Below are 15,333 nucleotides of genomic sequence, written 5' to 3'. Positions count from 1 at the left end.
ATTTTCCCTTTTACCCGCCAAATACGCGCTGCGGATTAGCAATCATTAAGGTTTCGAGTTGTTCGCCGCTGACGCCGTGACGTTTCAGACGCGGGACAAAATGTTTGAGTATGTAGCCATAACCGTGGCCGCCAAAGCGCGTCAGCATGGTTTTCAGGAACACATCCTGCGACAACAAAATTTGCTGGATGTAGCCGTCATCAATCAGTTCGCAGATGGCGCGGGCGTTCTCTTCATCGGAAGGCGATTGCGCGGATTCATCGGCGTAGTAATAGCTCATGCCGATCATGTCGTATTCCAGGAACACGCCGCGATCGGCCAGTTCGCGCTGATAGCTTTTATCGGCAAAGCTGGGATTCATGTGGCACAGCACGGTGTGACGCAAATCGGCGCCTTCCTGCTGCAGAATATCCAGCACTTTGTGGCCTAAACGTTCCCAACCCGGCAGATGCACCTGAATCGGCACGCCGGTCGCCGCACTGGCACGTCCGGCGGCGCGCAGCGACTTCTCTTCATCGGCGGTAAAGCGGCTGGAGATACCGATCTCGCCGATCAATCCGGCAATCACCTCGGGTTTCTCTGCTGCGCCGCCAAGGTCAAAAATCAGCTTCTCGCTGAGTTGCTCAACGCTAATGCTCTTCACCCATTCCGGATGCGACGGCTCCAGATATAAACCGGTGCCCATCACGATGTTAAGCCCGGTTAAGCGCGCAATGCGTTGCAGCCCTTTGGGATCGCGCCCAATGCCAATATTAGTGGGATCAACGATGGTTTCGCCACCCAGCGCGCGGTACTTCATCAGCTCGTCAATCGCCATGTCGACATCAAACAGCTGGCAGTTATCGCGGCTCATCAACGGATTCATGTTGAGTTCGCCGAGGTTCTCCATTTTGACCGGCATCTCAGCGATATGACGATCGCTGCAACAGCAGGGCGGCACCCATTTGCCGGAAGCATCCAGCAGAATGTGTTCGTGCATCAAGGTGACGCCCATCTCGGCCAGCGGCAGCGGCCCCAAAACCGTCATCACATGCCCACTGCTCACGCCGAGCGGTAACGGATCCGCGTGGCGAAAAATTGATCCTTTCATCAGCTATCCTTTTGCCGGTGCGCGGGTGGGATTGAGAATGCGGGTGTTGAGCCAGATGGCAAGCAGGATGATGGTGCCGGTAGCAATTTGCGTATAGAACGGCGAGATGTGCGACAGGATCAGCCCGTTCTGGATAATCGCAATCGACAGTGCGCCCAGCAGCGTGCCGATAATGGTGCCGAAGCCACCAAACAAGCTGGTGCTGCCGAGCACCACGGCGGCGATCACCTGCAACTCAAAGCCTTCGCCCTGATTGGATGAGCCGCTGCCGAGACGCGCGGTGATGATCATCCCAGCCAGCGCCGCCGCCATGCCGCTGATAATGTAGACTTTCATGGTGACCGCTTTGGTATTGATGCCGCTGCGGCGCGCGCCTTCGGCATTCGAACCAATCGCCGTCACGTAGCGACCAAAGCGCATGTGGTTAAGCACAATATGTCCGGCAAACAGCACCACAATGCCAATCAGCGCTGGCATCGGGATGCCCAGTACCCACGCGCGGCCCATAAAGGTAAACAAGCTGTCGGCCGGAACCGGAATCGAGTAACCCTGAGTAACCAGCAGCGCAATCCCGCGTACTACGGCTAACGTAGCTAAGGTGACGATAAACGCCGGAATCCCCTCAAAGGCGATAAAGAAGCCATTGATGGCGCCGACCAATCCGCCCAGCAGCAGCCCGCCAATTAACACCACCGGCCACGGCAATCCCCAGTTATTCAGCGCGATAGCCGAAAGCGCGCCCACCAGCGCCAGCGTCGAACCCACCGACAAATCAATGCCGCCGGTGGTGATCACCAGCGTCATCGCGGTGGCAACGATCAGCAGCGGGGCGCTTTGGCGAATGATGTTCAGCCAGTTGGTGCTGGAGAGAAAGTTGCTGGTGATCAGCGAAAACACCACGCAGCAAAAGATGAAAAACAGCGCAATGCTCACCACGCCCGAATGGTTGTGCAGCAGGCGACGCGGTAGCGAATGCTGGATCATGCGCGAACTGCTTAAATTCATGATGCTCATCCCGTTACCTCAGTGTGCAGCCGCTGAGTGAGCGGTAAATTTCTCACCCACGATCAAATTAACGATATCGCCTAGGCTGGTATCCGCCACGCGCCGATCCGCCACGTTGGTGCCTTCGTACATCACCATAATGCGATCGCATACCAGGAACAGATCCTGCAGGCGATGGGTGATGAGGATGACGCTGACACCGCGCGCTGAGACGCGGCGGATCAGCTCCAGCACCGCTTCGACTTCCGCCACCGCTAATGCGGCGGTCGGTTCATCCATGATCAGCACTTTGGGTTCGAATGCGGCGGCGCGCGCGATGGCAATCGCCTGACGTTGTCCGCCCGACAAATTGCGCACCAGCAAACGCGTGTCCGGAATCGAAATGCCCAAACCCTTCAGCATCTCGCGCGCTTCGGCGTGCATTTTCGCCTGATCGAGAAAGGGAATGCCGAGCACGCTTTTCATCGGCTCGCGGCCCATAAACAGATTGCCGGCGACGTCCACCGTGTCGCAAAGCGACAGATCCTGATAAACCATTTCGATATGGCAGCGGCGCGAATCGGCCGGATTGGTGAAGTGTTGCTGTTCACCGTCGATGCGAATGCTGCCGCTGGTGGGCACCACCGCGCCAGAAAGCACTTTGGTCAGCGTCGATTTACCCGCGCCGTTGTCGCCGACTAAGCCCAGCACTTCGCCCGGTGCCAGTTGCAGATTGACGCCGCGAAGAGATCGGATCGAACCGTAAGTTTTGGTGATGTTAATCATCTCTACCCGCGCTGGGGTAGCGTGTGGCTGCTGCATCTGAACACTCCCAATCGGTTACCGGGAACTTTGCCTGTTAGCGCGAAAATGGCTTAACTGACACGATTTACAGTCTAGTAAACCGGTTTACCTGTCAGTTAAATCAGTGGCCGCACTTCCAGAGCAATGGGTTACAACGATATTTGTTTGCCGCTGGGAACGTTGCAGCTTCTGTGCCAGGTTAGAATTTAGTCAGTTTAGTCTGCATTAAACGCAAGAAGATTCAGCAGGTTAAAATTTTATTGTTGAGTAAACCGGTTTACTTCGAAGTACTGAACATCGCTTCATTGATCAACTTTTGCGCCAAATCTGTGCAATTTTGCGCCATGGTGGATCAGGGCAGGCGGATTTGGATCGAATCGCGTCCCACCCATTCAACGGGTAAGCGTGTTTCCAGCGGGATATTCACGTCGTTATTCAGCAGGCGCAGCATAATGTCCACGGCGGTATAACCCAGTTCCCGCGCGGGTTGGCGAATGGTGGAGATACGCGGCTGCGTCAGGTCGGTGTAGTTGGCATCATCAAAGCCGACCAGCGAAAGCGCTTCCGGTGCCTGTAAGCCACTGGCGCGCAAACCGTCCAGCAATCCCAGCACCAGATAATCGCTGGCCGCAAACACCGCAGAAGGGCGAGGCGACTGACTGAATAGCCGCTGCAAAGCCTGTTGGCCAAACTCACGTTCGTAGTTGCCGTACATCACCCATTCGGCAGGAACCGACAAACCGGCCTGCTTCATGGCGGTGCAGAAGCCGAGATAACGTTCGCGCACGCTCATCAACTGTTCCGGGCCACCAATAAAGGCGATATGACGATGTCCGGCGGCGATCAGCTGTTCGGTGGCGATGCGTCCGCCTTGTACGTTGTCGGCAAACACCTTCGGCACGCTGCTGCCGGGAATATCCTCATCCAGCAACACGATATGCTGATGGCGCTGAATCTCTTTACGCAACACGCCGTTATCCGGCCGGTTGGTGGTGAACAGCAGGCCATCAACCTGACGCGTATCCAGCCAGCGAATGAACTGCGCTTCTTTGTCGGGATTGTTGCGGGTGATGCACAACACCAAACTGTAACCGCGCGCCGACGCCGCTTCTTCTGCGGCATCGGCCAGTTCAGCAAAGAAGGAGTTGGTGATATCGGGCAGCACCAAACCCAGGGTTTCGCTACCGCCTTTGCTCAGACGTCGTGCCAGGCTGTTGCCGCGATAATCGAGTTGGCGAATCGCCGCTTCGATGCGGTCAATCGTCTCCTGCGGCAAGACGATGCTGTGATTCATATAGCGAGAGACCGTGGCTTTGGAAAGCCCGGCTAATTGTGCCACGTCGGATAACAACACGCGTTTTGAATTCATGTTCCTCGCCATCTGGATCATCTTGTGGTTGCTGCAAGGTAGCCGTAAGGTCGCCATTAATGGCGACCCTACTAACCGGGCTGTCGTAGGGGCGCCATTTATGGCGACCTTGCAACACAACGCACTGCATCCGTATCTCTAACACACTTAAGCGCAGCTGATACAGCGCTTTCAATTACACATTGCTGCTTAAATAAACACTTGACAAAAAAAGTTACTCAGCGAATTGTATGCACAGTTTACCGCATTACCGGGAATTCATTCCCAAACCGACTTAAGTTATTTCATCAGGTATTCCTAACGGATGGGTTACCGAAACAAACTTAAGCAGGTCGCTTTAATCACACCATCGATATTTGCCCGCCAAAAATAATCTCAGCATCTTAACGCTGGGAAACGCTGATTATTATTTATTCCCGACGAGGAACACCATGATGTTATCTTTCACCGGAAAACTGCGTTCATTGGTTTTGGCATCCACCTTAATTTCTGCGGGTTCATTTTCATCCCTGGCGCAGGCCGCGCCGACTTATGCATTGGTGCAAATTAATCAGCAGGCGCTGTTTTTTAATCTGATGAATCAGGGCGCACAAGAAGCCGCAAAAGCCAGCGGTAAAGATCTGGTTATCTTTAACGCGACCGATAATCCGGTGGCGCAGAATGATGCGATCGAAAACTATATTCAGCAAGGTGTGAAAGGTATTTTGGTTGATGCGATAGACGTCAACGGCATTATGCCCGCCATTAAAGAAGCCGCCGCGGCTAAAATTCCGGTCATCGCCATTGATGCGGTATTACCGGCCGGTCCACAAGCGGCACAGGTTGGCGTAGATAATCTCGAAGGCGGCAAAATCCTCGGTAAATATTTCGTCGATTACGTGGCGAAAGAGATGGGCGGAAAAGCGCGTCTCGGCATTGTTGGCGCGTTGAACTCGGCAATTCAGAACCAGCGCCAGAAAGGCTTCGAGGAGACGATCAAAAGCAACAGCAAAATCACCGTTGCCGATGTGGTGGATGGCCAGAATATTCAGGACAACGCCATGACGGCTGCGGAAAACCTGATCACAGGCAATCCCGATTTAACCGCGATTTACGCCACCGGAGAACCGGCATTGCTGGGTGCGATTGCGGCGGTGGAAAACCAAGGCCGCCAGAAAGATATCAAAGTATTTGGCTGGGATCTGACGGCCAAAGCCATTAGCGGTATTGATGGCGGCTACGTCACCGCCGTGTTGCAGCAGGATCCGAAAAAGATGGGTGAAGAGGCGCTGAAAGCCCTCAACGCGCTCTCTGAAGGCAAAACGGTGAGCAAAACCATTCTGGTGCCGGCCACCGTGGTAACCAAAGCGAACGTTGATACCTACCGTCCGCTGTTTAAGTAACCGATCACTCGCTGCGCGTGGCCAGCAGCGCAGCGAGTTCCTGCTGGTTGGGAAAAGCGTTAACGGTGCCGGTACGACTCACGGTAATAGCGGCAGCCTGGCTGGCATGCTGCAGGGCAAGCGCATCGGGCTCCACGCCGCGCAGGAGCGAGGAGGCGAGCAGCACGGCGAGAAAGGTATCTCCCGCGCCGGTGCTGTCCACCGCGTTCGCCGGTGATGCTGAACAGAAGTGGCGCTCGGTTTCCGTGATCAGCCACGCACCTTGCGCGCCTTGGGTGATCACTAAGCTGCTCACGCCAGCCGGTTGTAGCAGCTCAGCTTCCAGCTGGTTAACCACCGCGATATCCACCAGCGGCCAAAGTTGGGCGAAGTCAGGATTGACCGGCGAGGGATTAAATACCGTTTTCATGCCGTTGGCTTTTGCCCACATAAAAAGAAGACGGGTTTTCTCAACCGAGAAGTTGCCCTGTTGCAGCAATATATCGCCTTTCTGCACATCGGCTAAAAAAGGCAACATCTGTTCGACGGTTAATGCATCTGCCGCTGCGGTAGTGGTAATAATGGCATTGTCGCCATCGCTGCTGTTGAGAATAATTGAGGAGTCGCTGTGTGGTGAATAATATTCAGTGGGATATAGTTTAACCGGCTCATGCGCTATTTTTTCACGCAGCCATTGTCCGTTACTGTCGTGACCGACTGCGGCAATTAATTTTGTCTCGAGACCACAACGTGCAATAACAATCGCCTGATTAGCGCCTTTGCCGCCAATATCCTGCGAGATTTTTACGCCGTGAATCGACGCGCCTTTTTGCGGCAAGTCGCCAATCGACCAGGTTTCATCAACAACAATATTCCCTGCAACATAAATTTGCATAATGGTTCTCGTTAATAAGGTGGAGAAGATGGTTTCTATATCAGCAGGAAAAGCCAGCGCAATACAAGATATTTTTTCCAGAAAGAAAGCTGTGATTGGTGTGGTGCATTGCGATGCTTTTCCGGGTGCGCCTAAATATCGAGATAAACCGCTTTCGGCTATTATTGATCGTGCGCTACGCGATGCCGATAATTATATTTCCGGTGGCATGCACGGTTTGATTATTGAAAACCACGGTGATATTCCTTTTGCCAAACCGGACGATATTGGACCGGAAACCGCTGCCTTTATGGCGGTGATCACCGAAAAGATTCGCGAGCGTTTTGGCGTGCCGTTGGGCATTAACGTATTGGCGAACGCCGCCATTCCGGCCTTCGCCACCGCCTTAGCCGGTGGCGCGGATTTTGTGCGTGTCAATCAGTGGGCCAACGCCTATATCGCCAACGAAGGCTTTATTGAAGGTGCGGCGGCGAAAGCGTTGCGCTATCGCAGCCAGCTGCGCGCCGAACACATCCGCGTGTTTGCCGACAGCCACGTCAAACACGGCAGCCACGCGATTGTTGCCGACCGTTCGATCCAGGAGCTGACGCGCGACGTCGATTTCTTTGAAGCCGATGCGGTGATCGCCACCGGACAACGAACCGGCGACAGCGCCACGCTGGATGAGATCGACGAAATCCGCGCCGCCACCGAGCTGCCGCTGCTGGTCGGTTCCGGCGTCACGCCCGCCAACGTTTGCCAGATTCTGGGTCGCACCCAAGGTGTGATCGTCGCCAGCACCCTGAAAGTCGACGGCGTTTGGTGGAACGAGGTTGAGCTGGAACGCGTGAAGCACTTTATGTCCGTAGCGCAAGCGGCGCTGGAGGACGCGTAATGAACAGTTTCACTGACCAGCTTTTGCAACAGCACGACAAACTGTGGCAGGCGATGCAGCAGCATCCGTTTGTGCTGGATATCGAGCGCAATCAGCTGCCCGACGCGGTGTTTAATCGCTATCTGGTGTTTGAAGGCAACTTCGTCGCCACCGCCATCAATATCTTTGCGCTGGCGGTGAGCAAAGCGCCGGATATCCGTCAGCAGCGCTGGTTAATCGGTGTGTTGAATGCGCTGGTGGACACGCAAATCGCCTGGTTTGAGGAGGTGCTGGCGCGCCGCAACATCAACCCAATGGATTATCCCGACGATCTGCCCGGCGTCACCGCGTTCCGCGATGGCATGTTTACCGTGGCAAAGCAGGGCAGTTTTGCCGAAATCCTCACGCTGATGTTTGGTGCCGAGTGGATGTATTACCACTGGTGCGCGCGCGTCAGTGCCCAGCCGCTGCTGGATGACGACATCCGTCATTGGGTCGATATGCATGCCGAAGAGGAGTTTTACCAGCAGGCGCTGTGGCTAAAAACCGAGCTGGATCGCACTGCGCTGGCGTTGGCGGAAGAGGAAAAGCAGCGCTTGTCCGATCTCTACGCGCAGGTGCTGCAGTGGGAAATCGATTTCCACAGCGCCGCCTATCTCAGCGGCGGGGAGGCGAGATGAGCAGCTGTTTTATTGAAGCGCGCAACATCTGCAAACGCTTTGGCGCCTTAACCGCCCTTAATCAGGTCAATCTCAGCATCCATCGCGGTGAAGTGCTGGCGCTGCTGGGCGACAACGGCGCAGGGAAATCGACCTTCACCAAAGTGCTGTCGGGCGCCTACAGCGCCAGCGATGGCGAACTGTGGATCGATGGCAAAGCAGTGAAATTCACCTCGCCGCGCCAGGCATCCGAACACGGCATCGCCACCATTTATCAGGAGCTGGCGCTGGCGGAGAACCTCAGCATCGCGGAAAACGTATTTCTAGGCCGTGAACTCAAGCGGCGCGTGCTGGGCATTCCTTTTCTGCGCCGCAAGGAAATGCGCGAGCAGGTCGATCAGCTATTAAAGGATCTTGATGCGCACATCTCCGATGCCGAAGCCTCGGTTGGCAGCCTTTCCGGCGGACAGCGCCAGGCGGTGGCGATCTGTCGCGCGCTCAACCTCAACGCGCAGCTGGTGATCATGGATGAACCGACCGCCGCGCTGGCGGTAGCCGAAACGCAGAAGGTTTTGCAGTTGACGCGAAAACTCGCCGCACGCGGCTGCGCGGTGGTGCTGATCAGCCACAACATCAGCGATGTGTTCGCGGTTGCCGATCGCATGGTGGTGTTTCGCCGTGGGCGAAAAATTGCCGAGCGCCGTCACGCCGAAACCTCGCCCGATGAAATCGTTTCATTAATTACCGGAGCGCATCCCGATGCGCGCGCCTTTGAGAATCAGTAATTGTTGTGCCATTAACCCAGGGGAAATAAAGATGCGTCGAATTACCACTGCAGTCTGTTCTCTCTCATTACTGTTTTCAGGTTATGCCCTCGCCGCCGAGAAAGTGGCCTTTGTGCCGCAGATCATCGGCATTCCCTACTTTCAGGCGATGGAAGCGGGCGGTAAACGCGCGGCCAGCGATCTGGGCGTTGAGTTCGTGTATAGCGGTCCGGTGGATACCAATCCGATGGATCAATTGCAGATCGTGCAGAACCTGATTGCGCAGAAGGTGAATGCGATTGGCATCAGCGTGCTCGATGCGTCCAGCATCGCGCCGGTACTGGCGCAGGCGAAAGCCAACAATGTGCATCTGTTTACCAGCGACAGCGACGCGCCCGACAGCGGACGTCCGGTTTACGTGGCGCAGGCCACTGATCAGGGTTTAGGTGACACCATCATTGATGAGATGGTCAAGCGTGTCGGCGATCACGGAAAAATCGGCATCGTCTCCGGCGAAGCCACCGCCTCCAACCTCAACAGCTGGATTGGCTTTATGCAACAGCGGGTGAAGAGTAAATATCCCCATATCACCTTATTGAAACCGCAATACGCTGGCGGCTCCGCCAGCCGCGCGGCGCAGATCGCCACTGATTTGATGTCGGCCAATCCGGATATCAAAGGCTTGATCGCCATGGCCTCCACCACATGCCCCGGCGTGGCGCAGGCGATTGAGACCGCAGGTAAAAATGACAAGGTAATCGGCAGTGGTTTCTGCAGCCCGAACACCGCGCGCGCCTACCTGAAAAGCGGGGCCTTTGGTTACACCGTGTTGTGGGATCCGGAGAAGCTCGGCTATCTCACCGTCTGGGCGGGCAAACAGCTGATTGATGGCAAAGCTTTCAGCGCGGAAAACCGCGTGCCGGGCTTCGCCGAACCGGTGAAGTTTGACAGCAAAACCGGTGTGCTGCTGCTCGGTTCGCCAGCGGTGTTCACCAAAGAGAATGTCGATCAGTTCAAATTCTAACGGGGCTTCGCATGCACATGACTTCACGGGAGATCGCCTTGCTGGCGATTGCCCTGTTAGCCAGCGCCGGTTTTTCCTGGTTTTCACCCTGGTTCGCCACTGTCGATAACCTGCTCACCATTCTGCGCAACAGCAGTGAACTGCTGCTGATTGCGCTGGGCATGACGCTGGTGATCGCTATGGGCGGCGTTGATGTTTCGGTTGGCGTGGTGATGGGCGTTGCCGCATGGGGCGTCGGCCAGCTGTTGCTGCTGCAATCGCCGTGGCTAGCGGCAATCGGCGGTCCGCTGCTCGGCTTGCTACTCGGTTTAATCACCGCGCTGGTGGTGGTGATGGGCCGCATCCCGGCGATTGTTGGCACGCTTGGTCTGTTCGGCGTGTGGCGCACTGGATTGTTTGCGCTGCTCGGTGGGCAGTGGTTATCGGGATTGCCCGGCAGCTTAACCAGCGGCCTGATGCATCCGCTGCTGGGATTGCCGGTGATGGCGTGGGTCATCGTGCTGGTGTGGGCTGGCGTCTGGCTGGTGTTACGTCACATGCCTTACGGTTTGTGGCTGCTGGCGGCGGGCAACTCGGAGGAGAAAGCGCGGCTGGCAGGCATTCCGGTCACTCAGGTACGCATCGCAACCTTCATGATCAGCGGCCTGCTGTGCGGCATCGCTGCGACCTGCTACATCGCCACCTATCGCAACGTCGAAATGACGGTTGGCGGCAGTCTGGCGCTGGAAGCCATCGCTGCGGTGGTGTTGGGCGGCACGCGCATTACCGGCGGTTCCTGCAGTTTGTTGGGCACGCTGCTCGGCGTGCTGCTGCTACGCATTCTGCAAAACGGCTTGCTGCTGGTGGGCATTCCGTCGCTGTGGCAAACCGTGGTCACCGGCGCGGTGCTGTTGATCGTGCTGAGCAGTGAAGCGGCAAGCGGGCGCGTTTTTGCCTTCAGGAGGATCGCATGACGTTGTGGCGCAAATCTCCCGATCTGACATTGCTCAGCGCGCTGTGGCTGCTGCTGGTCATCGGCATCGTGCTGGTGCTGCCACAGATGCTGGCTGCCTGGTCAATTACCTCGATTCTGCAGTTCGCAACTTTGCTGTCGCTGGTGGCGCTCGGCCAATCATTGGTGGTGATGAACGGCGGTGGCGGCATCGATCTCTCGGTAGGCGGCAACGTGTCGCTCTCGGCGGTGATTGGCATGCTGACACTTAATCAGGGCATCAATCCGCTGTGGCTACCGCTGATCTGTCTGATCACCGGCACGCTGGCAGGCGCGATTAACGGCTGGCTGATCGCGCGGCTGCGTCTCTGGCCGCTGATCGTTACGCTTGGCAGCTTCTACTTGTTTTCCGGACTGGCGCTGGCGCTAACCGGCGGAGCCGCCGTCGCTGGCGTGCCTGCGGAACTGACGCAATGGGGACGCGGCGCGCAGTTCTTTATTCCTTTACCTTTTCTCACCTGCGTGATCCCGGCTTTCCTGATCGCCTGGCTGATTCTCAGCAAAAGCGCGTGGGGCAAATGGATCTACGCCTGTGGCTTCAACGAACACGCCACGCGGCTGGTTGGCATTCCGGTCGATCGCCTGCGCTTTCTCGCTTACTGCCTGAGCGGCTTGATGGCGGGCTGTGCGGGATTTGTTTCGCTGAGCTGGCTGGGCAGCGCACGACCAGAAATCGGCGTCAATCTGGAGCTCGAATCTCTCACTGCGGCTCTACTCGGCGGCGTGGCGATTTTTGGCGGGCGCGGCAGCGTGATCGGCGTCTTAGCCGCCGCGCTGATGCTGGTCACCATCAAAACCTGCATGTTGCAGCTGGGACTAAATAGCGTCTGGCAACTCGGCGTGGTGGGCATTCTGTTGATTATCGTATTGATGGCACAACGACTTTTTATCTATCGGAGATAACAAATGAATCTGACTGAACAAATCAGCGCGCACGTTGAGGCGAGCGCCGAACGCATCGCTAACACGCTGTGCGATCTGCTGGCGTTTCCCTCCATCGTCAAAGTTGATCCGCGTGAAGCCGGGCCGGGCGAGCGCGATTGCCAGCTCTATCTGCAACAGCGTTTGGCATCGCTGGGTATGGAAACCGATCTCTGGGACCCGGATGGCCCGGCGCTCTACGCCAAATATCAGGGCCGACCGGGCGCCAATAAAGGCCGCACTTTTGAAGGTCGCCCTAATCTCGGCGGGACCTTAACCGGCGCGGGCGGCGGCAAATCGCTGATGCTCACCGGCCATATCGACGTGGTGCCGCCGGGCCCACCGGAACACTGGCTCACCGATCCTTTCGTGCCGGAGATCAAAAACGCGGCGGTGTACGGTCGCGGCGCAGTAGATATGAAAGGCGGCGTGGCCTGCATGTTGATGGCGGTGGAGTTATTACAGGATCTCAATATTCGTCTGGCGGGCGACGTGGTGTTTACCACCGTGGTGGATGAAGAGATTGGCGGCATGGGATCGCTGGCGATGGTCGATCGCAGATTCAGAGCCGATGCCGGCATCATGACGGAACCGACCGCTAATCGCATCTCGCCCATCTGCCACGGCATTTTGTGGGGTCGCATTATTCTCGACGGCATCGGCGGCCACGCGGAGCTGACGCCCAACAGCTGGGACAGCAGCGGTCCCGTAGATGCGGTGACGCTTTGTCGCCAGATGCTCGACGGCCTTGATGTACTGAATCGCCGCTGGCAGACGCAGCCGAGCAAAAATCATCCGCTAATGGAATTGCCTAACCAGGTTATCGTTACGCAGTTAAAGGTCGGTGAACATCCAGCCTCGATTGCGGGCCGCGCCGAGATTGTGATTGATGTGCAGTATTTGCCAGCCGAGAAAGATGAGATGGGGCTGGGCGGAAACGTCAAAAAAGAGATTGAGGCGCACGTTGCCAAAGTCTGTGCGCTCGATCCTTATCTGGCGAAACATCCGGCCAAAGTCGAATGGATTCTGGATGCCGATTGCGCCGAAATTGCGGCGGAGCACCCGTTTGTCACCACCTTCCAGCAGGGCGTAACCGATGCGGCACTCAATCCGCAGCTGGCCGGATTTGGCGCGCACAGCGACATTGGTTTGCCGAGCACATTGGGGCAGACGCCAACGGTGAACTTTGGTCCCGGCGATCCAGCGATGTCGCATCAACCCAACGAGCATGTCCCGATCGCCGATCTGGTTGCCTGCACCAAAGCCATCGCATTGACGTTAGTGCGCTGGTGCGGCGTCGCATCGTAGGGTCGCCATTTATGGTGACCAGGTGCGCATAAATGCGCACCCTACGAAACATCTCACGCTGCGGCCGCTAACGCCTTCACCCGCTCACGGATGCGCGGCAACAAATGTTGTCCGTAATCGGTGGCATCGCGCAGCTGATCAAATCCCCGGAACAGGAACGTGGTGATGCCGAGCTTGTAATACTCCAGCGCGGCATCGGCCACGGTATCCGCTGAACCCACCAGCGCGGTGGAATTGCCCGCCGCGCCCGACAGCGCCGCGATCTCCGTCCATAGGCAGCTATCGTAAACTTTGCGCGCGGTGGCGAGATGATAGAGCCGCTGCGATCCGGTATTGCTATCAGGCTGAATCGCTTTGCCACCAATGTTGGCCTGGGCATCCCGCAGCAGACGATTGGCGCGCGCCCAGGCTTGTTCATCGCTATCGCCGAGAATCGGGCGCAGCGACAGGCTGAAACGAATATGTTTATCGCGGCCATATTTCTTCGCTGCCGCACGCACTTGCTCAATTCTCGCTTTCACCTGCTCCAGCGGTTCGCCCCACATCATATAAACGTCGGCGTGACGCGCGGCGATATTGATGGCGGCTTCTGAAGCGCCGGAGAAATAAACCGGCACGCGCGGCTGCTGCCAGGGTTTAACCTCGGTGAGATTATCTTCCACCTGGTAAAATTTGCCGTCATAGCGGAACGGCGTACGCGATTCCCACGTCAGTTTCATGATGTCCAGATACTCGCCGGTGCGCGCATAACGCTCATCTTTGCTAAGGAAATCGCCGTCGCGCTGCAGATCGCCGCTGTCGCCGCCAGTAATCACATTGATGGCCGCGCGTCCCCGGCTGAGCTGATCGAGCGTGGCAAACTGGCGGGCGGCAAAGGTCGGTGCCTGAAAGCCGGGTCGATGCGCCACCAGCAAGCCCAATTTTTCTGTAAAAGCCGCAACATAACTGGCGATGATCATCGAATCCGGCGCACGGGTATTCACCGCCAGCAGCACCTTGTCAAAACCGGCGTACTCCTGCGCGTGGGAAAAGGCTTTGATAAACGGCACATCGACAGTCGGCCCGTGCGCCGCCAGCGATTCGCTGCTCTCCTGCGCGCCAACCAGACCAATAAATTCCAGCGTCATGATGTACTCCTCTCAGCAGAAAGGGCGGATTTGCCCACGGAAGTGAAAATGGCGTCGTCCTGTGGCGTATGAATGCGGCCGCACAGCACGTTACGCAGGTGACGTTGTAACGGATGGTGGCGCGTCAGTGCGTGATTGCCGATGCTCTCTACCATCAGCTGCACGCTGCGAATGGCGTTTTCGGTCACCACCTGTTTGATTTGTGCGGCATGTCCGCCGGCAACGTGGCCGTGAGCAGCGCTGCTCAGCAGGATTTGACTGGTAAACAGCAGCGTATCGATGCGGCCAACCAGCTCCTGAAAGCGCGGCAATGATGCCAGCGGGGCGCCAAGATTGGCCGGTACGCGCTGCTGCAAAAAGCCGATAAACCAGTCGCGCGCGCTATGCGCAATGGCGTCATACAGCGAACCGAGCAGCACCGCCATCCACACTGATTCCTCTTCGTTGAGGCCGGGTCGCGGCGTGCTCCACGGCGCAACGTTTACCGCGTGATCGAGCGGGATCAGCACATCGTCCAGCACTACGCGATGGCTACAGGTGCCGCGCATGCCGAGATGATCCCACTCATCAATGATGTGGATGCCGGGCGTGTTGGCCGGTACCAGATAGCCGCCGACCAGTGGATCGACATCGTCGCTGCTGGCCCAGACCAAAAACCAGCTCAGCCCATGGCTGCCGGTGGAGTAAATCTTCTCGCCGCTGATGCGCCAGCCTTCAGCGGTGCGGCGTGCGCGGGTGGCGGGCAATCCGCCGCGCGCTGGCGTGCCTAATTCCGGTTCGACGCGCAGCGCGTTAATAAGCGCACCATCGCGAATCACGCTCTCCGCTACCTTGCGGCGCACCGCGTCTGGCCAGTTTGAGGTGTCGTCGAGGCGACGCGTGTTGAGATATTGCATGATGAGGATCAGCGCGGCAGAAGGTTCGCCACGCGCCACGGCCTGAATAATCGCCTGGCTTGCCAGCAGATCGCCGCCGCTGCCGCCCGACGTCGTCGGCAATACGAAGTGCAGCAAGCCATGCTGCTGCAACACGCTAAAAGCCGTTTTGGGAAATTCGCCGCTGCGATCGACCTCTTCAGCGTCTTTTTCCAAGGCCTGAATAATCACCGGCAATATTTCAGCCAGAAAGGGCGGGTTATTTGCCATACGCTATTAATCCCCTTATTAAATCAGGCTTAATTGTT

At 57.0% G+C, this 15,333-nt stretch carries 15 protein-coding genes; 8 read left to right on the top strand and 7 right to left on the bottom strand.

The window, feature by feature from the left end; genetic code table 11:
- Positions 1-10 precede the first annotated feature (10 nt).
- From BM323_RS16060 to BM323_RS16045, 4 genes are all read right to left on the bottom strand, one after another.
- A complete protein-coding gene (locus BM323_RS16060; protein WP_008109494.1) occupies positions 11-1,090 on the bottom strand; it encodes a phosphotriesterase family protein in 1,080 nt (359 codons plus the stop codon).
- A 3-nt stretch (positions 1,091-1,093) separates the two neighbouring features.
- Positions 1,094-2,095, bottom strand: a complete 1,002-nt coding sequence (locus tag BM323_RS16055) for an ABC transporter permease (protein ID WP_162129959.1) — start codon at positions 2,093-2,095, stop codon at positions 1,094-1,096.
- A gap of 18 nt (positions 2,096-2,113) precedes the next feature.
- Positions 2,114-2,860 (bottom strand): ATP-binding cassette domain-containing protein, encoded by a 747-nt coding sequence (locus BM323_RS16050; protein ID WP_162129961.1) that lies wholly within the window; start codon positions 2,858-2,860, stop codon positions 2,114-2,116.
- Between the two features lie 370 nt (positions 2,861-3,230).
- On the bottom strand, positions 3,231-4,259 hold the full coding sequence (locus BM323_RS16045; RefSeq protein WP_036649856.1) for a LacI family DNA-binding transcriptional regulator: 1,029 nt from the start codon (positions 4,257-4,259) through the stop codon (positions 3,231-3,233).
- 419 nt (positions 4,260-4,678) lie between these two features.
- On the opposite strand from BM323_RS16045, the gene BM323_RS16040 reads away from it, so the two are divergent.
- Positions 4,679-5,629, top strand: a complete 951-nt coding sequence (locus BM323_RS16040) for an ABC transporter substrate-binding protein (protein ID WP_008109509.1) — start codon at positions 4,679-4,681, stop codon at positions 5,627-5,629.
- A gap of 4 nt (positions 5,630-5,633) precedes the next feature.
- Here BM323_RS16040 and BM323_RS16035 read toward each other — a convergent pair whose 3' ends face one another.
- Positions 5,634-6,503 carry a PfkB family carbohydrate kinase gene (locus tag BM323_RS16035; protein ID WP_008109511.1) on the bottom strand — a complete coding sequence of 290 codons (870 nt, stop codon included), beginning with the start codon at positions 6,501-6,503 and terminating at the stop codon, positions 5,634-5,636.
- A 28-nt stretch (positions 6,504-6,531) separates the two neighbouring features.
- Between BM323_RS16035 and BM323_RS16030 the strand changes: the two genes are divergently transcribed.
- Genes BM323_RS16030 through BM323_RS16000 form a run of 7 tightly spaced genes read left to right on the top strand, consistent with a single transcriptional unit; the run spans position 6,532 to position 13,023 of the window.
- The gene (locus BM323_RS16030; RefSeq protein WP_008109512.1) at positions 6,532-7,377 is read left to right on the top strand and encodes a BtpA/SgcQ family protein; all 846 of its coding nucleotides are present in this window, start codon (positions 6,532-6,534) and stop codon (positions 7,375-7,377) included.
- Positions 7,377-8,036, top strand: a complete 660-nt coding sequence (locus BM323_RS16025; RefSeq protein WP_008109513.1) for a TenA family protein — start codon at positions 7,377-7,379, stop codon at positions 8,034-8,036. The genes BM323_RS16030 and BM323_RS16025 overlap by 1 nt, the downstream gene beginning before the upstream one ends.
- Positions 8,033-8,800, top strand: a complete 768-nt coding sequence (locus tag BM323_RS16020) for an ATP-binding cassette domain-containing protein (RefSeq protein ID WP_008109514.1) — start codon at positions 8,033-8,035, stop codon at positions 8,798-8,800. The genes BM323_RS16025 and BM323_RS16020 overlap by 4 nt, the downstream gene beginning before the upstream one ends.
- Positions 8,801-8,831: 31 nt before the next feature.
- Positions 8,832-9,803, top strand: coding sequence for an autoinducer 2 ABC transporter substrate-binding protein (locus BM323_RS16015; RefSeq protein WP_036649848.1), 972 nt, complete (start codon positions 8,832-8,834; stop codon positions 9,801-9,803).
- A gap of 11 nt (positions 9,804-9,814) precedes the next feature.
- The gene (locus BM323_RS16010) at positions 9,815-10,756 is read left to right on the top strand and encodes an ABC transporter permease (RefSeq protein WP_008109516.1); all 942 of its coding nucleotides are present in this window, start codon (positions 9,815-9,817) and stop codon (positions 10,754-10,756) included.
- A complete protein-coding gene (locus BM323_RS16005) occupies positions 10,753-11,697 on the top strand; it encodes an ABC transporter permease (RefSeq protein WP_008109517.1) in 945 nt (314 codons plus the stop codon). Before BM323_RS16010 ends, BM323_RS16005 begins: the two co-directional genes overlap by 4 nt.
- A 3-nt stretch (positions 11,698-11,700) precedes the next feature.
- Positions 11,701-13,023, top strand: coding sequence for a M20 family metallopeptidase (locus tag BM323_RS16000; protein ID WP_091004092.1), 1,323 nt, complete (start codon positions 11,701-11,703; stop codon positions 13,021-13,023).
- A gap of 53 nt (positions 13,024-13,076) precedes the next feature.
- Here the strand turns inward: BM323_RS16000 and BM323_RS15995 are convergent, their stop codons facing one another.
- On the bottom strand, positions 13,077-14,150 hold the full coding sequence (locus BM323_RS15995; RefSeq protein WP_008109522.1) for an LLM class flavin-dependent oxidoreductase: 1,074 nt from the start codon (positions 14,148-14,150) through the stop codon (positions 13,077-13,079).
- The gene (locus BM323_RS15990; protein WP_008109523.1) at positions 14,147-15,295 is read right to left on the bottom strand and encodes an acyl-CoA dehydrogenase family protein; all 1,149 of its coding nucleotides are present in this window, start codon (positions 15,293-15,295) and stop codon (positions 14,147-14,149) included. The genes BM323_RS15995 and BM323_RS15990 overlap by 4 nt, the downstream gene beginning before the upstream one ends.
- Positions 15,296-15,333 lie beyond the last annotated feature (38 nt).

Source organism: Pantoea sp. YR525 (genome assembly GCF_900116775.1).
GTDB lineage: Bacteria > Pseudomonadota > Gammaproteobacteria > Enterobacterales > Enterobacteriaceae > Pantoea > Pantoea symbiotica.
Note: the sequence above shows the minus strand (reverse complement) of the source record. Positions and strands in the feature narration are given on the sequence as shown.